The organism is Promicromonospora sp. NPDC050262, from assembly GCF_040655935.1.
GTDB lineage: Bacteria > Actinomycetota > Actinomycetes > Actinomycetales > Cellulomonadaceae > Promicromonospora.
Window position 1 is genome coordinate 43,623 of record NZ_JBFAKX010000018.1, and the last position, 20,682, is coordinate 64,304.

The window sequence follows — 20,682 nt, forward strand, 5'->3', positions numbered from 1 at the left end:
TCGGGTCAGCCGGCCAGGTGGGACCAGCGTGGCGCCAGGTCGCGCCAGCGTCCGACGGCGGCCATGCGCCCGCCGTCGAGCACCACCACGCGGTCGGCGACGGCGAGGGTCGCGGCGCGCGACGTGGTGCCCAGGACCGTGGTGCCCGCGGCGCGCAGGCCGGTCCACACCTCGGCCTCGGTGACGGCGTCGAGTGCGGAGGAGACGTCGTCCACGAGCAGCAGGTCGGAGCCCGTCGCCAGGGCTCGCGCCAGGCCGAGCCGCTGGACCTGGCCGCCCGAGAGCCGCAGGCCGCGGTGCCCGACGATCGTGCCGGTGCCGCCCGCCTCGGCGACGTCCCGGTCGAGGCCCGCGGACCGGACGGGACCGTCGACCGGGCGTTCGTGGTCGAGCCGCACGTTGTCGGCGACGGTCCCGGAGACGACGTGCGGCACCTGGGCCACGTGCGCGACGCGGGGCGGGCGCAGGAAGGTCTGAGGATCGGTGACGGCGGCGCCGTTCCAGGACAGCCGCCCGCCGACGTCGACCAGTCCCGACAGCGCGCCGAGCAGGGACGACTTGCCGGAGCCGACCCGGCCCACCACGAGCACCAGGTCGCCGCGCCGGACGGTGAGGTCGACGCCGGAGACGCCGACCGTGCCGTCGTCGTGCGTCGCGGTGACGCCGTCGAGGCGCAGCTCGCGCAGGCGACTCGGCGCCGCGAGGGGCCCGGGCCCGGCCGGGATCGCGGTGCCCGCGAACAGGTCGACATCGTCGGGCACGTCGGCGAGCCGTTCGGTGCCGGCGTACCGGGAGGTGACCTCGACCCAGCGGCGGGCGGACGCGGCGCTGGTGACGAGGGCACCCAGGCTGTACCCGATCCAGCTGAACGTGCCGATCGACGTGCTGACCAGGAGCGTCGTGCCCAGCGACCACGTGCCGGCCAGGTGCAGCGTCCAGGCGAGCACCGTCGCGACGCGGCTCAGCACCGACGGCGCCAGGCCGACCAGGAAGTTGGTCCGCTCCTCCACTAGGGACGCGTGCACGCGACGGCCGTCGACCCGGGCGACCTGCGCGAGCACACCCCCGGTGGCCGAGGCGAGCTTGACGGTCCGCACGGAGTCGAGGGCCGAGCCGAGCAGCCGGCCCAGCTCCGCGGCGGCGTCGCCCGCCCGCCGCGCCGCCGCGGCGACCGACCGGCTGCCCAGCACCTGCGCCGCGAACATCACCGCGGCCATGGCCAGGCCGATCGCGCCGGCCAGCAGGCTGTCGCTCAGCACGACGAGCAGGGCGAGGGTGATCGGCGCCGTCAGGAGCTCGCGCCAGGCCTGGCTGTGGCCCGTGAGCCGGTAGTCCTCCTGCGCCCGCGCCGCGATCTCGCCCGGGGCGTCGCGCACCGTGCGCCGCTGCGCCGTCTGGCCGCGCAGCAGGGAGAGGTGCAGCCGCAGTCGGGAGTCGACCCACCAGCGGGTGCTCGACAGCCGGACGGTGAGCGGCAGCAGCGTGTTGGCCACGACGGCCACGAGTATCGCGCCTACCAGCAGCCAGGGCGCCGACCCCTGCTCCAGACCCACCACGGCCGACGCCCACAGCCAGCCGACGACGAGCCCGGTCGAGGTGAGGTAGTCCGTCACCTCGAACACGACCGCCGGGAGCAGCAGCCACGACGGCCGGGCGCGCAGCGTGCTCCAGACCGCTCGCACCATCGACGGCCGCGGCGTGGCCGGGCGCGGCTCGGCGGGATGATGTCCGGTGGGCGGAGGCCCGGCGGGAACCGATCCGGCGGGATGCGACGCAGCCGTGTGCGGACCGGAGGCGCCCGCCGTCCTGGCGGCGACGTCACCGGTCCCGTCCCCGCCGGCTGGGACCAGGTCGGGGGCCAGACCCGTCGGCACGACGGGCTCGGGCGCTCCCTCGCCGTCCGCGAGCCCCGCCGCCGCGACCAGCCGGGCGAAGTGGCCGTCCGACGCCGCCAGCCGGTCCCAGGGCCCGTGCTCCACGAGGCGGCCGCCGTCGAGCACGGCCACGGTGTCGGCATGCCGTGCGGTGGGCAGCCGGTGGGCGACGACGATCGCCGTCCGCCCCGCCAGGAGCGTCCGTGCGGCCAGGGTGACCCGCTCCGCCGTGGCGGGGTCCATGCGCGCGGTGGCCTCGTCGAGCACCACGACGTCGACGTCGCGCACCAGGAGCCGCGCGAAGGCGACGAGCTGCTCCTCGCCCGCGGACAGGGTCACGCCGTCGGCTCCCAGGCGGGTGTCCAGCCCGTCGGGCAGCGAGGCGACCCAGGCCCGCAGGCCGAGCGCGTCCACGGCCTGCTCCACGCGGGCGGCCGGGACCGGAGCCCAGAGCGTGATGTTGTCGGCGAGCGTCGCGGCCAGGATCTCGGTGCGCTGCCCGACGACGCCGACCCGCGTGCGCAACCCGTGCACGTCCAGGCTCGTGACGTCCCGGCCGTCCAGGAACACGCTCCCCGCGGGTGGCTCGACCGCGCGCGACAGCATCTTGGTCACCGTGGTCTTGCCGGACCCCGTGCGCCCCACGAGCGCGCAGGTGGTGCCCGCCGGGACGGTCAGGGACAGGGGCCCCAGTGCGAAGCCGCCGCCGTAGGCGAAGGTCAGGTCGCGCAGCTCCACCTCGACCCCGCCCGGGCTGCCCGGGAACGACGCGCCCCCGGCGGGCTCCTGAGGCGTGTCGAGCAGGTCACGCACCCGCTGGAACGTGCCGATCGCCTCCTCGACCCGGGGCAGCAGCCGGCCCAGCACGTCGACCCGGCCCACGAACCCCGTCACCAGCAGCCACAGCGTGACCAGCCGGGCGACGTCGAGCGCGCCGCCGCTCACCGCCCACACCCCGCCCACGAGCACCGCGCCCACCAGGGCGTCCAGCGGCAGCTCCGTGCGCAGCCGCACCCGCGAGAACGCGACCGACCAGTCCTCCCGCAGCCGGATCTGGCGCGCCGCCAGCTCGGCGTACCGGCGCAGCACGTACCGCTGCCCCTGCGCGGTGCGCAGGTCGTCCCGGGCCGCCACGGCCTCCTCGAACTGCGCCATGTGCTCCGAGCCGGCCTCGGAGCTGCGCCTGCTCAGGTCGCGCAGCGGCCGCGCCGACCGGCGCGCGAACACCAGCACCGCCGCGGCGACCAGCGGGAACGCCACCCAGGCGGGCCACCACACGAGACCGGCGGCCACCCACCCCACCACGAGGCTGATCGCGGCCTGGCCGAGCGTGATGCCGATGCCGCTGATCGCGCGGGTGAGCCGTTCGGGATCGCCGTTGACCCGGTCCAGGAGCTCGCCCACGGCCTGCTCCTCCAGCTCCGGCAGGGGCTGGCCCAGGGCGGCCGCCGCCAGCTCGGACCGGAGGGTCGCCTCCGCGCGGGCCACGCCCCGCTGCACCACCAGCCACGTCACGGCGTCGAACACGACGACCGCCGTGCTCACGACCGCGAGCAGGACCAGGGTGTCCCGCGCCGGGTCCGCGGCCATCCGGCCGGTGACCACCGCCGCGTACGACGACGCCCCGGCCGCCAGCAGCGCGGCCGGGACCGCCACGACGCCGACCCGCAGCGCGCGTCGGCGCCACGGGCTGTGGCGCTGATCGCGGGGCAGCCGGATCCTGCGGCTCGGCCGAGCCGGTACGAGGGGCACGACACGACTCTGCCACCGGTCACTGACACTCGACCGAGCCCCGACCTGTCAGACCCACAGGTCCCTCGGGTGACCTGTGGCTCTGACACGGGGGAGTGTCGGAGACGGCGCGTAGCGTGGACGCCGTGACCCCGTACCGTGAGCTCGCACCGCCGACCGGCCTGCTGCCGGTGGTGGCCTGCCTGTGGGAGCACGACGCCCCGCCGGGCCACGAGCAGCGGATCATCCCGGACGGTTGCGTGGACCTCGTGCGGATCGACGGCGAGCTCGTGATCGTCGGCGCCGACACCGGCCCGGTCGTCTCCGGCTCCGGCGCGGCCCCGACATCGCGTACCAGCGGCATCCGGCTCCGGCCCGGCGCGGCCGGCGCGGTCCTGGGCATCCCGGCGTCCGAGGTACGCGACCAGCGGGTTCCGCTCGCGGAGGTGTGGCCCGACGTCGGCCCGGCGCTCGCCGACGCGCTCGATGCGGCGGACCCGGCCGGGCGTCTCGACCTGCTCGCGCGCACCGTGCTGCGGCGCAAGGCGGAGCGGGACGGGCTCGTCGCGGCCGCCGCGCGGCGGCTCGGCGCGCCGGGGTCGCGCATCTCCGGCGTCGCGCAGGAGCTCGGCGTCAGCGAGCGACACCTGCACCGGCGCACGGTGGACGCCGTCGGCTACGGGCCCAAGATGCTCGGGCGGGTGGCCCGGCTGCGGCGGCTGATCGCCCTCTCGGGCGGTGCTCCGGCGTCCCTCGCGGAGCGTGCCGCCGCGGCCGGGTACGCGAGCCAGGCCCACATGTCCGACGAGGTGCGTCGCCTCACCGGTCTCACACCTGTCCGATTTCTGGAAGACGCGACCCTGACCGCCGCCTAGCGTCGGTGCCATGAGCACATCGACGAGCATCGACCTCGAAGCCGCCCGCCGGTTCGTCTACGACGACGCCCGCCTGCTGGAACGGCACCGCCTCGCGGTGCGGCTCGACGGCGCCCCGCCCGCCCGGGTCCTGGACGCCCTCCGCCCGTACCGGAACGACGACGGCGGCTGGGGCCACGCCCTGGAACCCGACCTGCGCGGGCCGGACAGCCAGGTCTCGGGCGCGCTGTCCGCGCTCGAGGTGCTGGCCGAGCTGGGCACGGCCGCCGACCCCGAGGTCACGACGCTGGCCCGCGAGACCGCCGACTGGCTCGGCGGCGTCGCGCTGCCCGATGGCCGCGTACCGCACGTGCTGCCCACCGCCGCCGGCTACCCGGCCGCCCCGTGGATGGTGCCGAACGACGACGGTTTCCTCACCTACGCGATCGCCGGCCACCTTTGGGAGCTCGGCCTGGACCACCCCTGGCTCGACGCCGCGACCGCCTGGTGCTGGAAGCAGCTCGACGGGGAGCACTCCGTGGACGGGTACACGGTGATGTTCGCGATCCACTTCCTCGACGCCGTGCCCGAGCCGGACCGGGTCGCGACCGCCGTCGAGCGCCTGCGGCCCGCCCTGCGCGAGGACGGGACCATCTCCGTCTCGGGCGGGGAGGACGACGAGAAGCTCCGGCCCCTGCTGCTGTCCCCGCAGCCCGGCGCGCCCAGCCGGGCGCTGTTCCCCGAGCGACTGATCGCGGACGAGCTCGACCGGCTGGGGCGGGAGCAGCTCGACGACGGCGGCTGGGACTTCGACTACCTGCACTGGTCGCCGGGCCAGACCGTGGACGCGCGCGGTCTCGCCACGCTGGGCGCGCTCAAGGCGCTCCGGGCGCACGGCCGCATCTGAACCCGGATGTGTCAGACGCTCAGGTCACCCGGGGGATCTGGGCGTCTGACACATCCGGTAGCGGGGGCCGTAGGCTGTCCCGCGTGGTGACCATCGGCTATGCCGCGATGCTCGAACAGTTCGCGCCCCGCGAGGCGGTGGAGCTGGCGGCGCTCGCCGAGGCGCACGGCTTCTCCGGCGTCATGGCCGCCGACCACTTCCAGCCCTGGACCCCGCAGCAGGGCCAGGCGGGCTTCGTCTGGAACGTGCTCGCGGCCGCCGCGGAGCACACCACGGGCGACCTCGGGCCGGTGACCGCGCCGACCTTCCGGTGGCACCCCGCGGTGGTGGCCCAGGCGTCGGCGACCCTCGCGGCGATGAACCCCGGCCGGCACTGGCTCGGCGTCGGCTCGGGGGAGGCGCTCAACGAGCACGTGGTGGGCGGCTACTGGCCCGAGGCCGCCGAGCGGATCAACCGCATGTTCGAGGCCGTCGAGATCATCCGGAAGCTCTTCGCCGGGTCCCTCGCGGGGCGCGACGTCAAGCACGCGGGCACCTACTTCAAGCTGGAGTCGACCCGGCTGTGGACCATGCCGGACGCCGCCCCCGAGATCCTGGTCGCCACGGCGGGCCCGGTCACGGCGCGCCGCGCCGGGCGGACGGCGGACGGGCTGATCACGCAGGCCGCACCCCTGGACCGGATGGCGTCCCTGCTGACCCGGTTCGCGGACGGCGCCCGCGAGTCCGGCCGCGACCCGGCGCGGATGCCCAAGGCGCTCCAGCTCCATCTCTCCTGGGCGCCCACCCACGACGAGGCGGTCGCCAACGCCCTGACCGAGTGGCCGGTCGGCGGCATGCGGTTCCCGCGGTCCGACATCCGCTCGCCGCACGACTTCGCCCAGCTCGCCCGGATGGTCCGGCCCGAGGACTTCGAGGGGCGCCTGCTGGTCTCCGCCGACCCGGACGAGCACCGCGCGTCGATCCAGCGGTACGTCGACCTCGGGTTCGACCGCATCTACCTCCACAACGCGGGCCGCAACCAGCGTGAGTGGATCGAGACGTTCGGGCGCGAGGTGCTGCCCAAGCTGGTGCGGTGACGGCGCGCACGCGTCACCGTGCGGCCCAGTACCAGCCCTCGCTGTCCTTGTTCTGCACGGCCACCGAGGCGAGGGGCCCGACGTCGGGCAGGCTGACGGTGGCGGTCACGTCGCCCGTGTCCGCGAGGTTGCCGTGCGCCCAGAAGGTGTCCTGCGCGGCGGCGTCCGCGGCGGTGGCGCGGCGGACGGTGCCGTCGACCCCCACGGCGTAGACCCGGAGCCAGCTGCTCGGCGTCGGGTGGCGGTACTCGCTGGTGCCCACCCCGTCGCACGAGAACGTCAGGGTGACCTGATGCCCCTCGACCCGGTCGACGCTGACGGTCCAGCACGAGCCGTCGGCGAGGACCTGCGCGGTACCCCGCGCCCACGGGGCGCCCGCGCTCCCGTCCCCGGCCGGGACGTCCGTGCCCGGTGTGCCCGCCCCGGGACCGGTGCTGCCGCCCGGCGACTGAGTCACGGGATCCTGCGGCGGGTCGGCCGTCTCGCTCTGACCCAGGTCGCTGCGTTCCGTGTCGTCGCCCGTGAGCGAGTTCCAGAGGCCGAGCGTGGCGCCGCCCAGCACCAGCGCCCCCGCCGTCACGGAGCCCACCGTGAGCAGGAGCCGCCCGCGCGTCCGCCGCGGGGAGCGGTCGGCGCGATCCGTCCGGGCCGGCCCCGGCGCGACGCTCGCCGCCCGGCCCGAGGCGGACGCGACCGGGCCGCTCGCCGGGGCGACGAGGATCGGCGCGGCACCGCCGGGCTGCGGCACGCCGAGCGACCGCAGGATCGCGTCGAGGGACGGCCGGAGCTCCGGGTCCTTGACCAGCAGGGCGTCGAGGAAGGGGCGCAGGTACGCGGGGCTGTCGGCGTAGGACGGGTCCTCCGCCGACACCCGGTACAGGACGACGGCGGGGTGGTCGCCCTCGAACAGGTGGTTGCCCGTGGCGGCGTAGTAGGCCAGGGCCCCCAGGGCCCAGACGTCGGCGGCCGACGTCGCGCGGCTGCCGGTCGCCTGCTCCGGCGCCATGTACATCGGCGTGCCGACGGGCTGCCCGGTCAGGGTCAGCCGCGTCGCGTCGATCGCCGCGACCACGCCCAGGTCGATCAGGCGCGGCCCGTCCGGCCCGAGGATCACGTTGGCCGGCTTGACGTCGCGGTGCACCAGGCCGGCGCGGTGGATCTCGTACAGCGCCTCGGCGACGCCCGTCACCAGGGTCAGCACGTCGGCCTCGGCCAACGGCCCGTTGGCCGCCAGCTCCTGCGAGAGGGTGGGCCCGGCCACGTACTCGGTCGCCAGCCAGGGCAGGTCCGCGTCGGCGTCGGCGTCGACCAGGTTCGCGATGAACCGGCTGCGCACCCTGGCCGCGGCACGCGCCTCGCGCCGGAACCGGGTGCGGAACTCGTCGTCGTCGAGCTGTGCCCCGCGGATCAGCTTGATCGCGACCTGCTGCCCCCGGCGCGTGGTCCCGAGGTAGACGTCTCCCATGCCGCCGCTGCCGAGCCGGCTGCGGATCCGGAACGGTCCGATCGCGCGTGGTTCGCCGGGGCGCAGGGCTGCCGGTTCCGGTACGGGCGCCGTCCTTCGTGCGGGCGGGTCGTGCAACACCGGACGGTTCCCCCATCGATCGCGGTATCAAACAGACAATTGTGACGAACGCCTGGCAGGGTATCGCGCCGGCACGGCCGCCCGCTGGTCGATGTGAGGATGGTCCCGTGGAACGACTGAGCGTCTGGGCCCCCGACGGGCTGCCCGAGATCACCCCCGGCGACGACCTCGGCGGACTGATCGCCGACCTCCTGGCGGGCCTGGAGGAGCAGGACCGGCCGCGTGACGGCGACGTCGTCGTCGTGACCTCGAAGATCGTGTCCAAGGCGGAGGGCCGGGTCGTGGCCGCCGACGACCGTGAGCAGGCGATCACGGACGAGACCGTCCGCGTGGTCGCCCAGCGCGCCCGGCCGGGGCTGCCACCGCTGCGGATCGTCGAGAACAAGCTCGGCCTCGTGATGGCCGCGGCCGGCGTGGACGCGAGCAACACCCCGGAGGGCACCGTGCTGCTGCTCCCCGTGGACCCCGACGCCTCGGCCCGCACCGTCCGGTCGGCGCTGACCCAGCGCCTGGGCCTGGAGCGGATCGGCGTGGTAGTCACCGACACGGCCGGCCGGCCCTGGCGCGACGCGCTGGTCGACATCGCGATCGGCTGCGCCGGCATCAGCCCGACCGACGACCTGCGGGGCAGCACCGACACGCACGGGCGGCCGCTCAACGTGACGGTCACCGCCGTCGTCGACGAGATCGCCGCGGCGTCCGAGCTGGTGCGCGGCAAGTCCGCGGGCCGGGCCGTCGCCGTCGTGCGCGGCATGGGCCGGCACGTCATCGCCGAGGACGGACCCGGCGCCCGCGCGCTGGTGCGGGCCAGCGCGGACGACCTGTTCCGCGAGGGCTCGGCGGAGGCCTACGCCCGCGGCCTGGCGGACGGCCGGGCGGCGACCGGCGCCGGCGCTGGCTGACGGCGCACCACCCCGCTGACTCGCGCCACGCCGGGTGCCGAGTCAGCAGGTTGGTCGGACCACCCCGCTGACTCGCCTGATACCGGGTGCCGAGTCAGCAGGCTGGTCGGACCACCCTGCTGACTCGCCTGATGCCGGGTGCCGAGTCAGCAGGCTGGTCGGACCACCCTGCTGACTCGCCCGGTGCCGGGCGCCGAGTCAGGGGGCGTGGTCCGACCGACCTACAGCGACGGCCGGCGCGACGTCATCCGGACGACGGGCGAGGCCGCGTCGGACTCCTCGACGGTCACCGTCGCGGACCAGTCCGGTTCCGGCTCGCCGTCGTCGATCGTGTCCGACGGCGTCCCGGCGGGAGCCTCCGCCGCGGCCGGGGCCGCCGGCGGGTGCGCCACCGACGTCAGTGGTTGGAGCCCCGTCGGCGCCGGACCGGGCGGGGGAGGCGGAACCGCGGGGAGCCCGCGCGCCGGAGTCGCCGTGTTGTCGCCTGCCGGGGTGGTGGCCGGGGCCGGGGCCGTGGTCGCGGTAGCGGCGCCAGCCTGAGCCGGTCCGGCGGACGACGGCGGCTGCGCGGTCGACTGCTGTCCCTGGCCCGGCGTCGGCCCGCTCGACGGGGTCACCGGTCCGTTCGTGACCTGCGCAGCAGGAGCGCCCGACGCCGGAGCACCCGCCCCCGCGGCACCAGCACCGGCACCGGCACCAGCACCACGCGACGGCGGCGGCGTTGTCGGCCCGCCACCGGAACCGCTGACACCTGAACCGCCGGAACCCGAACCTCCGCCAGATCCCGAACCGCCAGATCCCGAACCGCCAGATCCCGAACCGCCGGAACCCGAACCGCCGGATCCCGAACCGCCGGATCCCGAGCCGCCGGATCCCGAGCCGCCGGATCCCGAGCCGCCGGATCCCGAGCCGCCAGATCCCGAACCGCTGACACCCGAACCTCCGGCCGCACCCGCCCCACCGCCGGCCCCGCCCCGGGTCGCGGTGGCGACCGGGTCGACGTCGGGCAGCGGGGTCTCCAGCAGGACCACGTCCACGCGCGACTCCCGCATCTCCCGGCAGGTCGCCAGGCCGATGCCGCCCACGTAGTCCTCGAGGGTCTGCAGCAGCTTGAGCGGCGTGGCCAGGATCATGTGGAACCCGAACGCGGTGAACGTGTCCATCGCGGTGCGGGTGAATGCCGTGTCGGCCTTGTCGAAGGCCTCGTCGAGCAGGATCGTGCCGTAGGCGGGCGTCGCCGAGTCGGACGCCCCGGCGAGCTGGTACCGCAGGGCCGCGGCCAGGCAGAACACCACGAGCTTCTGCCGCTGACCGCCGGAGAGGCCCGCGGAGGAGTCATGCACGGCCAGCGCGATGCCGCCCGCGGTGACCTCGACGCCGGTGAAGTGCACGTGCCGCCGCGTGTCGAGGCACAGGGCGCGCCAGGCGCGGTCGGCGGGGTCGCTCGACCCGAGCCGACGCACCAGTCGCTCCAGCACCTCGTACTCCGGCTCGGTGTCGCCGGTGAGGGTGTCGAGCGTGGTCAGGAACTCCTCGACGGCCGCCGGCCGCCGCTCCTTGACCCGGATCTCCAGGAACCGGTCGGTGTCGAACGGGGACCGGCGCAGCGAGGTGTTCACCCCGACGATCCGCTCGCGGATCGTCGCCGGCGCCTGCCGGATCTCGGCGGCGAGCTTGCGCAGGGCGCGGCGGGCCTGGTCGGTCAGGAGGTCCGAGAACCGGGCCTCCTGCTCGGGCAGACGCGACGTCCGGATGCGTTCCAGCACCTCCAGGTACCGCGCCCGGTCGCCCACCTGCGCCGTGAGGTCGCGCGTGATCGCGGGCCAGCGGCGCCGGAACTCGGCCAGCAGCCCGACGATCTCCCGCTCGGCCGCGCCGGACGTGCGCAGCCCGGCCTCGCGCTCCGCGTCCAGCGTGCGGGACACGGTCAGCGAGACGTCGTCGATCACCTCGTGCGTCACCGTCTTGCGGACGGCGGCGTAGCGCTTCTCCAGCTCCTGGCGGTGCGCGAGCGGGATCGCGTTGGTCGGCGCGTCCCCGAGCTCGGCGACCACGTGCTCCAGGGAGCGACGGTGCGCGCGGGCCTCGGCGAGTGCGTCCGCGGCCTCGGCGGCGGCGGCGCGGGCCTGGTCCAGCCGGGTCTCGGCGGCCGCGACGTCCTGCGACGCCTGCAGCAGGTCCATCGTGCCGTCCAGCAGCCGGTCGAACGACGCCTGGGCGTCGGTCAGGTCGGCCTCGGCGGTCTCGATGTCCACCTCGCGCCACTCGCGGCGGGCCACGTGCCGCAGCGTGAGCTGACGGCGCACGGCCTCGCGCTGCTCGGCGACCGCGTCGGCCACGGCCTCGTCGGCCCGGGCGAGGCGGGCCTGCGTCTCGCGCGCGAGCTCCAGGAGCTGGTCGAGCCGGTCGTCGGCGTCCCAGCCGAGCGCCCAGTCCTCGACACCGGGCAGCACCGGCTGCTCGATCTCCTCCGGCCCGTGCTTGATCAGGCCCTCGCGGGTCACGGCGCGCTCGTGCAGGTCGAGCCCGGCGGGCTCGTCGACGCACAGGTAGTCGTACTGCTCGGACAGGCGGCGGTGCAGCCAGCCCGACGCCGGACCGTCCTTGACCTCGACCTTGTGCACCAGCGACGAGTCGTCGGTGGACCGCGGCGCGTCGTTGCGCACGCCCACGACGCGGTAGCGCAGCCCGGGGCCGGCCTCGACGGCGCGGGCGACGGCGGCGCGGTGCGCGGGGGAGACCAGCACGAGCGTGGCCAGCGGGCGCAGGATCTCCTCGATCACGGGGCGCCAGGCTGCGTCGTCCTCGCGCACGCGCAGCAGCTCGGCCGCGAACGGGAGCACCGAGACGTCGAGCCCGGCGGCCTCGGCCACCGCTCGGCGGGCCGTGGCGAGCGCCGCCGGCACGTTCGTCTGGGTCTGCCGCACGGCCTGGATCCGCGTGGCGACGGCCTCGTGCCGCTGCCCGACGGCGGAGCGCGCCGCCAGGGCCTCGCGGATGTTGCCGTCCAGTGCCTCGGGCGCGCGGGACCGGCCGACCGTGGCCACCGCGCCCGTCGGCACGCCGCCTGTCGCCACGACAGGCAGCGCCTCCGTGGTGACCGCCGGGACGGCGCCGGTCGCGACGGCCGCCACCTGCCCGGTCGACGCGGCGGCCACGGCGGGCACCGCACCCGTCAGGGTCGGCACCGCGCCCGTGGCCGGCGGCCTGGCGCCGCCGAGCTCCCACCGGGCCTTCTCCTTGAGCGCCGCGAACTCCGCGAACGTCTCGGGCATGTTCATGCCCACGGACTCGAGGTCGGTCGCGAGCTCACCGCGCCGCGTGCGGACCAGGGCGGCGATCTCGCCCGCCCGCTGCAGGCGGTCGGCCTGCGTGGCCAGGGCCTGCCCGCCACGCGCGCCCAGCACGTTGACGGCCTGCTGGTGGGTGTTCGCGGCGACGTCGACCTCGGTGTCCGCGGCCTTGCGGTGGTGCTGCGCCCGCTCCTCCGCCGCCCGTGCGCCCGCGAGCGCACCGTGGGCGAGGTCGAGCTTCCACGCGTCCTTGAAGGTCTCCAGCGAGCCGCGCAGCGTCGCCGCGCGCACCCCCGCCGCCGTCCCCTCGTCGTACGTCCTGGTCAGCGCCGAGAGCCGGCCCAGGTGCTCGATCTGCCGGCGGGACGTCTCGATGTCGGCGTAGGCGCGCGCCACGTCCGCGAACTGGCTCACGGCCTGGGCCGCCAGCTCGAACGTGCCGGGCTCGTCCAGCATGTGCCCGCGGAACAGGTCGTCCAGGCTGCCGAGGTTCTTCGCCGACTGGGTGCGGTGCAGCAGCACCAGCGCCTGCTCCGAGCCGATGCCCAGCGCCTGGGTGAAGGCCGCGGCGAACGGCGCGTGCCGCTCGCTCACCGTCGCGGTGGGCCACGCGGCGGTCACGCCCGCGACGTCGGGGCCGGAGCGCACGTACCGCTCGAAGTCCAGCAGCCCCGCCTCGCCCGGCACCACGACGTGCAGCAGCGACGGCGTCGACGAGCCCCGCGTCAGGTGGAACAGGCGCACGAGGGTCACGGTGCCGTCGTCGGCGTCGGTGCCGTTCGAGTACCGCAGCAGCACACCGGACCAGGTGGCGCCCTGGCGCAGGTGGTCGGCCACCACCTCGCCCGTGCTCTCGTCGGTCCGGTGCCGCCACGCGCCGCGCACGTACGAGACGACGTCGCGGTCGCCCGCCTCGCGCTCGGTGGCGGCCGTCCCGGCCGCGGCCACGTTGAACCGCAGGTGCTCGGGCGGGGTCAGCACCGCGGCGACGGCGTCGACCAGCGACGACTTGCCCGAGCCGGAGTGGCCCGTGAGCAGGAACCCCTCGCGCGGCACGGGCACCACGTGGTGGCCCGAGAACGTGCCCCAGTTGACCAGCTCGACGCGCGCCAGGCGCCACTGCCCGGTGGGGGACGGGTGCGTGGTCTTCATGCGCTCTCCTTCGCCAGCCGGACGTACTCGGCGCTCAGCGCCGCGACCTGGTCCGCCCCGAACACGGTCCGGAGCACGGGGGAGACCGCACACCGGTCGCCGCTGAGCGGCTCCAGCATGCCGGACTCGATCAGCCGGGCCCACGTCGCGTCGAGCTGCCGGCTGAAGTCCATCGGCGAACCGCCGCCGCGCCGCCGGTACACGGCGAGGTGGTCGGCCGCCTCGTCGCGGCTGATCGCCACCCGTCCGTCCGACGAGTCCAGCAGCAGCGCGCGCAGGTGCAGCAGCAGTGCCGTGTCCAGGAACGTCAGCGCTACCTCGCGCACCACCTGCGGCGCGTCGGCCGCCGGCACGTCCCGCACGAACGCGACCTGCGCGTCGGCGTCGACCACCAGGTCGAGGTACTGGTCGGCGAGGCGCTCGCGGACCACGTCCTCGTGGGCCAGCAGCGCACGCCAGGTGTCGGGCTCGGGCTCGGCCGCGAGGTAGGGGCCGCGCACGAGGCGCGCCAGCGCGAGGCGCGCGGGCGCGGGGAGCGTGCCGTGGTCGCCGGGCCACAGATGGCTCCCGGCCTCGCCGCCGGCTCCGGGAGCGACGCCGCCCGACGTCGGGGCGCCACCCGACGACGTGCCGGCCGGTCGCCCGGGGCGCGCGGTGCGGAGGTCTGCCGGGTCGGGCCGCGCCGGGCCGGATCCGGGTACGCCGGGTTCTGTCACGGGACATGCTCCTCGAACTGGTGCTGGGGTAGTGCGGCCCGGCGCGCGACGCCGCGCGAGGACCGCCAGCTGACGTCCTCGCGGTCGCCGGTGGGGGTGCCGTGCTGCTCGGCGAGCGTCAGCAGGCCGACGACGCTCGCGGCGCCCTGGGTGGCGGGGTGCGCGCCGAGCACGGAGCCGACGGTGGCCCGGCCGGCCCGGTCGACCACGTCGTTGACGTGCCCGCGCAGCTCGTCCACGTCGATCTCCGAGTCGCGGGCCATGGCGCGCAGCGCCGTGAGCGAGACCGGCCGCGGCGGCAGGGCCGGGGCGGCGGGCGGCGCCTCGGCGTCCTCCCCACCGGGGTTGTGCGGCGCGAGGCCGCCCACGGACCGGGGGGCCACGGCGCCCAGCGGCAGGGTCAGGCGCAGCTCGGTGCCGGGGGCGACGTCGGGCGCCGCGGCGAGGGCGGCGTCCTGCGCCTCGCCGATCAGGCGCCGCAGCGCGCGCTCGGCGGGCAGCTCGCCGGAGCGCACCGTCCGCTGCAGCGCGCGGCGGAGCACTCCCATGGTGTCGGTGAGCTCGTCGGCGGCGTCCTGCAGGGTGGGCAGCAGGCGACGCAGCGCGGAGGCCTCACCGGGCGTCAGGTGGACGGAGTCGAGCACGCGGCCGAGGTCGTCCTGCGCGGTGTGCTCCGACTGCCGCAGCAGCTCGCGGAACCCGACCAGGCCGCGGCCCGCCTCGGACTCGGCGAGGTGGTCCACGCCGCGGTAGATGTCGTCGAGAAACGTGTCGCGGGAGCCGTCGGACTCCAGGAGCCGGCGGCGCAGCTCGCGGTCCGTGCGCTCCAGCTCGGTGCGTACCCGGGCCAGGTCCGCGGGGATGTCGCCCGCCAGGGCCAGGATCTCGCGGGCCCGCTCGGCCGCGACGTCCGCCGGGACGGCCTCGGAGTCGCCGCGCCGGGCGCGCTCGATCCGGGCGTCGAGGGCGGCACGCTGCTCCAGGAGCGCGGCGAGCCGGGCCTCCGGGTCGGGGTCGGCCTCGTCGGCCAGCCGGTGCAGGCCGTCGAGCACCGCGCCGAGGCGCGACGGCGTCACCGCGGGGTGCGGCCTGCTCAGGCGGGAGACGAAGCGGATGGCGAGCAGGGCGCCGTCCGACAGCTCGACCGTCTCGGCGCCGGGCTCGCCCCCGGCCTGCGGGGCGGCGCGCCGGCGCACCAGCACGCCCTCGTCGATCCACTCGGAGACGTAGAAGTAGCCCGAGTAGGGCAGCTCGAACCCGGCGCGGCGCAGCTCGGGCACGTCGTCGTCGATCCGGTCGGCGAGCTGCTCCACGGGCAGCCGGCGGCGGGACGCCCCGAGGTTGCGGTCGAGCAGCACGACGGCGGCCGCGGCGTTCCTCGACCGCAGCAGCACCCACCCGGGGTGTTCCTGGAGAAGGGCGCGCACGGCGCGCGCCGCCTGGCCGCGGCGACCTGCCCCGTGCCCGGCGGCCGGCCGGGGCGCGGCGTCGCCCGGTGAGCTCGCAGTACCCATGGGGGCTGAGAGTAGTAGGCCAACGTGTCGGTGCGGCACCCCCGGGGGAAACATGGCGACACATGCTTCGTCGCTGCGCCGCGACGGCCATAGACGTATAGAGTCAGGTCTCACAGGGCTTGCCGGAAAACAGATCTCTACTTTCCGGCAGGCCCTGTCGTGCGTCATGGCACGTTTCGATGGCAGAGCGTCGACGGGAGGGCACCTTGCTCACGAACGCAGCCCAGATCATCGCCCGGATCCGCGCCGAGCGAGAGCTCAGCATGAGTTCCCTGGCGGTGCTCGCGGGCGTGCCCACGTCGACGATCAGTCGTATCGAGTCCGGTCAGGTCGAACCGACGCTCGGAATGATCCGGCGGATCGCGCTGGGGGCCGGCTACCACCTCCACCTGCAGTACCTCGACCTGTTCTCGGGCAAGCTCGAGGACGACGTGGTGCCGGTCGCCGCCGAGCCGGCCGGCGAGGGGGAGGACGACGACGATCCCTCGCGCTAGGGCGGTTTCATCCGTTCCGCTACCTTGTCTCCGTATGGGATGTCGGTGCGGGGGGCCCGGGGACACGGAGGGGCGACGTCGGCGGTGCGTTCCCGATGAATGTGACATTGCACGCAATTCCAGTGGAAACCGGGCGTGCACTCTCACTCAGGTTGTGCCCCTCATTCCTCCGAGCAATATGGTCGTCATATGCCGAACGTCATGATCCCCGCCGAAGTGCGGGAGGACGTAGAGACACTGTGGGTGTTCCACGACCTGCAGCACGAGCCGCGGCCGGTCGACGTCGGCATCGGACTGGGTGGTCATGACCTCGGCGTGGCCGTCTACACCGCCGAGCTCTACCACGCGGGCCTGTTCCCGCAGATCGTCTTCACGGGTGCGAACGCGCCCACCACCGTCGACGCGTTCCCTCAGGGCGAGGCACTCGGCTACCGCGACCGCGCGCTCGCGGAGGGCGTACCTGCCGAGGCGATGTTGGTGGAGCCCGCCGCCACCAACACGAGCGAGAACCTGGAGTACAGCCGCAAGCTGCTCGCGGAGAACCAGGTCGAGCCGACCTCCGTGCTGCTCGTCTCGCACCCCTACCAGCAGCGACGCGCGTTCGCGACGGCCCAGATGGTCTGGCCGGACGTCGACGTGCTGTGCGTGTCCCGGCCGATGTCGCTCGACGCGTACGTGCGCACGATCGGCGACGCCGACCGGGTCGTCGACATGCTCGTGGGCGAGACGCAGCGCCTCACGCTCTACGCCGAGCTCGGGTTCATCTCCCACGAGGAGGACGTGCCCGCCGACGTGATGGGCGCCTTCGACCGGCTCGTGGCGGCCGGGTACACGTCGCGGCTGGTGGAGGACCGCCGTCCGATCGACGTGTGACCGCGGCCGAGGGCGATGTCACAAACCGGGCTTCCGGGACATCCCTGGCGAGTCGTCCGGTTCTCCGTTACGTTCCGAGGATGCGCGAGGAAAACAAGCGGGGCAAGGATCCCAGGAAGTTCACCTGGCAGGAGATCCTCACGTTCGTCGCGGGCGCCGGGTACGTGGCCAGCCCGATCGACCTCCTGTCCGAGGGCGTGCTGGGGCCGCTCGGCCTCGGCGACGACGCGATAGCGATCGTCATCGCGGGCGTCACCCTCTACAAGGCCATCCGGCGGTTCCGCCAGCACCGCACGGTGCCGGGCACGACCGGGGACGCGACGCCGGGCGGTCCCGCGCAGGCCGGCACAACGCCGGGCCCTGCGCCTCACGGCAAGACCGTGCCGGGGACCGCCGAGGACGTGACGCCGAACCGCAAGCAGCACCGCTGACCGGTTCGCCCGCTCTGGCCCCTGCGCACGGGCGGGTCTAGTGTCGACGGCGTGACCGGCGACCACGCACTCAAGGTCCTCGTCGTCGGGGGCGGCCCCGCAGGTGCCGCCACCGCGATCGCGCTGCGCCGCGAGGTGCCCGACGCGCACGTCACCCTGGTCGACAAGGCGACGTTCCCGCGCGACAAGACCTGCGGCGACGGGCTGGGTCCGGGCGCCCGCCGGGTGCTGGACGGGCTGGGCCTGACGGAGCTGCTCGAGCCGTTCCACATGCCGATGTCGGTGGCGATCAGCGGCCCGGGCGGCGTCGAGGCGCTCGCGCGCGGCCCGCTCATGGAGGGCAGGGACCTCGCCGGACACGTCACACCGCGGCTCGTCCTGGACGACCTGCTGCTGAACGCGGCGCGCGACGCCGGCGCCGAGGTGCGCGAGGGCGTCGCGGTCGAGGGGATGACGCCGGCCGGGACGCGCGAGCGCGTCACCCTGTCCACCGCCGAGGAGACGTTCGACCTGGTCGTCGGCGCGGACGGGGCCTACTCCACGGTGCGGCGCGCCCTCGGCGTCGAGCGCCCGTCGATGCGGCACACCCACATCGCGATGCGCGCCTACGGCCGGGTCACCCACCCGGACAAGCCCGTGAGCGACACGCTCCGGTTCGACTTCCTGGAGTCCCTCCTGCCGGTCTACGGCTGGGTCTTCCCGTTGCCCGACGACGGCGCGAACATCGGCGTCGGCCTCCCCGTGAACCACCTCAAGCGACAGACCGCGCGCCACGGCCGCAAGCTGCGCGACCTCTTCGACCTGTACGTCGAGGACCTGGAGCGGCGGGGATTCTCCGTGTCCGGGCTGGAGCGGGTCGCCACGCACCAGCTCCCGCACGCCGCCGCCCGCACGCCGATGACCGCTCGGGGGCGGGCCGCGGTGCTGGTCGGGGACGCCGCCGCGACGATCAACCCGCTCAGCGGCGAGGGGATCTTCTACGGGATGGCCGCGGGCGTGCAGCTCGCGGAGCACCTCGGCGGGCTGGACCGTTCCGGGGTGGCCTGGACCGGGGCCGGCCTGCCGCGTGCCCTGGCGGGGTTCGAGCAGGCGCACCGGCGCAGGTTCGGGCGGCACTACCGCGAGTGCTACCTGGCACAGCAGCTCATGCGCTCGAAGACGTGGGCGGGGATCGCGACGCGCGCCGTGGCGGCGTCCGACGAGGCCATGGCGCACGTGGCGCTCATGCTGTTCGACGAGCAGTCGGCGGGGTCCCGGGGCCTGCTGCGCCTGGCGGCGCACAGCGTGCGGCCGCTGCTGCGGCGGTGAGGAACGGTCGGGCGGTCGCGATCGTTGGGTTTGCGGTAGGTCTGTCAGACTTCAGACCCCTGAGACCCAGCGCCGTCTGAGGTTCCATCCGATCCACCCTGACTCGAGGACGACGATGTCACGCACCATCCGCCGGGCCGTTGCACGACTGATCTGGGCCGGCACCGGCTACCGGATGCGTTCGGAACCCGCCCCGACCAGGCCGACCGTCTTCATCGGCGCGCCGCACACGTCCAACACGGACTTCTTCCTCATGCTGGCCATCGCGTTCGACATGGACCTCAAGATCCGGTTCCTCATCAAGGACTCCTGGTTCAAGGGGCCGCTGGCCGGCATCATGCGGTCGCTCGGCGGCATCCCCGTGGACCGCAAGGACCCGGCCAGCATCGTCGACGAGATCCTGGCCGCCGTCGGGCGGGGCGAGGAGTTCCACCTGGTCGTGACGCCGGAGGGCACGCGCGGCGCCGGGTCGGGCTACTGGAAGTCGGGGTTCTACCGCATCGCGCTCAAGGCGGGCTTCCCGGTCACGCTCGGCTACGTCGACAGCGTCGCCAAGGTCGCCGGCCTCGGGCCGAGCATCGAGCTGACGGGCGACGTGAGTGCGGACATGGACGTGATCCGTGCGTTCTACAAGGACAAGTCGGGCGTCAAGCCCGCCAACCGCACGGAACCCCGCCTCCGCTCGGAGGACACGGCCTGACCCCCGGACCCGTTGAGTGCCGGCTTTGTGCGCTGATCCGGCCGCGAAGCGCTCAACGATCGCCGGGCGGGGTGAGTGAGTCCAGGATCCGCTCCAGGCCGTAGCTCCAGGCGTGGGACGGGCTGGACGGGGCGTTCATCGCCTCGCCCGCCGCGCTCCCGACCCGCTGGGCGAGCTGGTGGGCGTCGCCGAGGTACTCCGCGAGCCGTCCGGACCACCGCCCCCAGAGCGCCGGCATCTCGTCGGCCCGGGGGTCGGGCCGCTGGGCACGGGCGGCCGCGCGGACGAAGTCGAGCACGAACGTGAGCGCGGCGTCCCGGCCGACGTCGTCCAGCGGCAGCGGGTCCAGCGCGTGCAGCTCGTGGTCGTACTTGGCGATGGTGCCCGGTCCGAACGCCGTGCGGTCGTCGTCGATCTCCAGCAGCCACGGGTGCTCGTTCAGGAGCGCGAGGTTCGCCTCGGCGACCCGCCGCACCCGGGTGCGCCAGCCCGCCGTCCCGTACCCGGGCCGCGGCATGCGCGCGAACGCGGCGTCGGCCATCAGCACCAGCAGGTCGTCGCGGCTGTTGACGTGCGTGTAGATCGACATGGCCGAGACGCCCAGCACGTCGCCGAGTCGTCGGACGGTGACGGCGGCGAGGCCCTCGGCGTCCGCCACCGTGGCCGCGGCGTCGACCACCGCGCCCGTCGTGACGGCGGCCCGCGGCCCCCGCGCGCCGCCCTGCGGCGCGGCCGGGTGATCGCGCCAGAGCAGGTCGATCAGCTCGCGGGGCATCGGGTCTCCAGGATCGGGGTGACGGGCCGGGAACATTCTGCAACCATCTTACGTTGTACGCCGTACAAGGTTATGAGATGCGAGGAGTCAGCTTGAAGATCACCGGTACAGCCCTGTCCCTCAACGTGCCCGACGTCGCCGCGTCGGCCGAGTTCGCGAAGCGACACCTCGGCTTCACCGAGGCCATGTCGGACGACGGCTTCGTGTCCCTGCAGCACGACTCTGCCGGCGTCAACATCGTGTTCCTGCGTGTCGGCCTCGGCACGTTCAAGCCCGAGCGGATCGCCGGCCCCGCGGGCCAGGGTCTGCTGATCGCGTTCGTCGTGGACGACCTCGACACCGAGTTCGCACGCATCTCCGCCGCCGGGGCGGAGGTCGTCACGCCGCCCGAGACCGAGCCCTGGGGCGAGCGGTACTGCCAGTTCGCCGACCCCAACGGGATCGTGTGGCAGCTCGTCCAGTGGGTCTGAGTCTGGCCTGACCGGTAACTGCCCATC

At 74.9% G+C, this 20,682-nt stretch carries 16 protein-coding genes; 10 read left to right on the forward strand and 6 right to left on the reverse strand.

The window, feature by feature from the left end; genetic code table 11:
• Positions 1-5: 5 nt before the first annotated feature.
• Positions 6-3,626, reverse strand: a complete 3,621-nt coding sequence (locus tag AB0I29_RS22505; protein ID WP_357485973.1) for an ABC transporter ATP-binding protein — start codon at positions 3,624-3,626, stop codon at positions 6-8.
• A 125-nt stretch (positions 3,627-3,751) separates the two neighbouring features.
• Here AB0I29_RS22505 and AB0I29_RS22510 point away from each other — a divergent pair, with 125 nt between their 5' ends.
• The 3 genes from AB0I29_RS22510 to AB0I29_RS22520 all read left to right on the forward strand — a co-directional run bounded on the left by AB0I29_RS22510 (position 3,752) and on the right by AB0I29_RS22520 (position 6,442).
• Positions 3,752-4,480, forward strand: coding sequence for a DUF6597 domain-containing transcriptional factor (locus AB0I29_RS22510; RefSeq protein ID WP_357485975.1), 729 nt, complete (start codon positions 3,752-3,754; stop codon positions 4,478-4,480).
• A 10-nt stretch (positions 4,481-4,490) separates the two neighbouring features.
• Complete coding sequence (locus AB0I29_RS22515) at positions 4,491-5,366, forward strand: hypothetical protein (RefSeq protein ID WP_357485977.1); 876 nt, start codon at positions 4,491-4,493, stop codon at positions 5,364-5,366.
• Between the two features lie 83 nt (positions 5,367-5,449).
• Positions 5,450-6,442, forward strand: coding sequence for a TIGR03557 family F420-dependent LLM class oxidoreductase (locus AB0I29_RS22520; protein WP_285105240.1), 993 nt, complete (start codon positions 5,450-5,452; stop codon positions 6,440-6,442).
• Between the two features lie 13 nt (positions 6,443-6,455).
• On the opposite strand, the gene AB0I29_RS22525 is transcribed toward AB0I29_RS22520, so the two are convergent.
• The gene (locus AB0I29_RS22525; RefSeq protein WP_357485980.1) at positions 6,456-8,027 is read right to left on the reverse strand and encodes a serine/threonine-protein kinase; all 1,572 of its coding nucleotides are present in this window, start codon (positions 8,025-8,027) and stop codon (positions 6,456-6,458) included.
• 107 nt (positions 8,028-8,134) lie between these two features.
• Between AB0I29_RS22525 and cofE the strand changes: the two genes are divergently transcribed.
• Complete coding sequence (cofE, locus tag AB0I29_RS22530) at positions 8,135-8,929, forward strand: coenzyme F420-0:L-glutamate ligase (RefSeq protein ID WP_357485982.1); 795 nt, start codon at positions 8,135-8,137, stop codon at positions 8,927-8,929.
• Between the two features lie 221 nt (positions 8,930-9,150).
• Here the strand turns inward: cofE and AB0I29_RS22535 are convergent, their stop codons facing one another.
• Genes AB0I29_RS22535 through AB0I29_RS22545 form a run of 3 tightly spaced genes read right to left on the reverse strand, consistent with a single transcriptional unit; the run spans position 9,151 to position 15,604 of the window.
• On the reverse strand, positions 9,151-13,374 hold the full coding sequence (locus AB0I29_RS22535; RefSeq protein WP_357485984.1) for an ATP-binding protein: 4,224 nt from the start codon (positions 13,372-13,374) through the stop codon (positions 9,151-9,153).
• Entirely contained in the window at positions 13,371-14,090 is a 720-nt protein-coding gene (locus tag AB0I29_RS22540; RefSeq protein WP_285105232.1) for a DUF4194 domain-containing protein, read from the reverse strand. Before AB0I29_RS22540 ends, AB0I29_RS22535 begins: the two co-directional genes overlap by 4 nt.
• Positions 14,087-15,604 carry a DUF3375 domain-containing protein gene (locus AB0I29_RS22545; protein ID WP_357485987.1) on the reverse strand — a complete coding sequence of 506 codons (1,518 nt, stop codon included), beginning with the start codon at positions 15,602-15,604 and terminating at the stop codon, positions 14,087-14,089. Before AB0I29_RS22545 ends, AB0I29_RS22540 begins: the two co-directional genes overlap by 4 nt.
• Before the next feature lie 206 nt (positions 15,605-15,810).
• Here AB0I29_RS22545 and AB0I29_RS22550 point away from each other — a divergent pair, with 206 nt between their 5' ends.
• The 5 genes from AB0I29_RS22550 to AB0I29_RS22570 all read left to right on the forward strand — a co-directional run bounded on the left by AB0I29_RS22550 (position 15,811) and on the right by AB0I29_RS22570 (position 19,410).
• Entirely contained in the window at positions 15,811-16,098 is a 288-nt protein-coding gene (locus AB0I29_RS22550) for a helix-turn-helix transcriptional regulator (RefSeq protein WP_357485989.1), read from the forward strand.
• 201 nt (positions 16,099-16,299) lie between these two features.
• Positions 16,300-16,971 carry a YdcF family protein gene (locus tag AB0I29_RS22555; RefSeq protein WP_285105227.1) on the forward strand — a complete coding sequence of 224 codons (672 nt, stop codon included), beginning with the start codon at positions 16,300-16,302 and terminating at the stop codon, positions 16,969-16,971.
• Between the two features lie 80 nt (positions 16,972-17,051).
• Positions 17,052-17,402: a DUF1232 domain-containing protein gene (locus AB0I29_RS22560; protein ID WP_285105225.1), complete on the forward strand. Its 351-nt coding sequence runs from the start codon at positions 17,052-17,054 to the stop codon at positions 17,400-17,402.
• 51 nt (positions 17,403-17,453) lie between these two features.
• A complete protein-coding gene (locus AB0I29_RS22565) occupies positions 17,454-18,710 on the forward strand; it encodes an FAD-dependent monooxygenase (RefSeq protein ID WP_285105223.1) in 1,257 nt (418 codons plus the stop codon).
• A 115-nt stretch (positions 18,711-18,825) separates the two neighbouring features.
• A complete protein-coding gene (locus tag AB0I29_RS22570; RefSeq protein ID WP_357485993.1) occupies positions 18,826-19,410 on the forward strand; it encodes a 1-acyl-sn-glycerol-3-phosphate acyltransferase in 585 nt (194 codons plus the stop codon).
• 52 nt (positions 19,411-19,462) lie between these two features.
• Here AB0I29_RS22570 and AB0I29_RS22575 read toward each other — a convergent pair whose 3' ends face one another.
• Entirely contained in the window at positions 19,463-20,185 is a 723-nt protein-coding gene (locus AB0I29_RS22575; protein WP_357485995.1) for a TetR/AcrR family transcriptional regulator C-terminal domain-containing protein, read from the reverse strand.
• Between the two features lie 92 nt (positions 20,186-20,277).
• Between AB0I29_RS22575 and AB0I29_RS22580 the strand changes: the two genes are divergently transcribed.
• Positions 20,278-20,655, forward strand: a complete 378-nt coding sequence (locus AB0I29_RS22580; protein ID WP_285105218.1) for a VOC family protein — start codon at positions 20,278-20,280, stop codon at positions 20,653-20,655.
• The last annotated feature ends 27 nt before the right edge of the window (positions 20,656-20,682 follow it).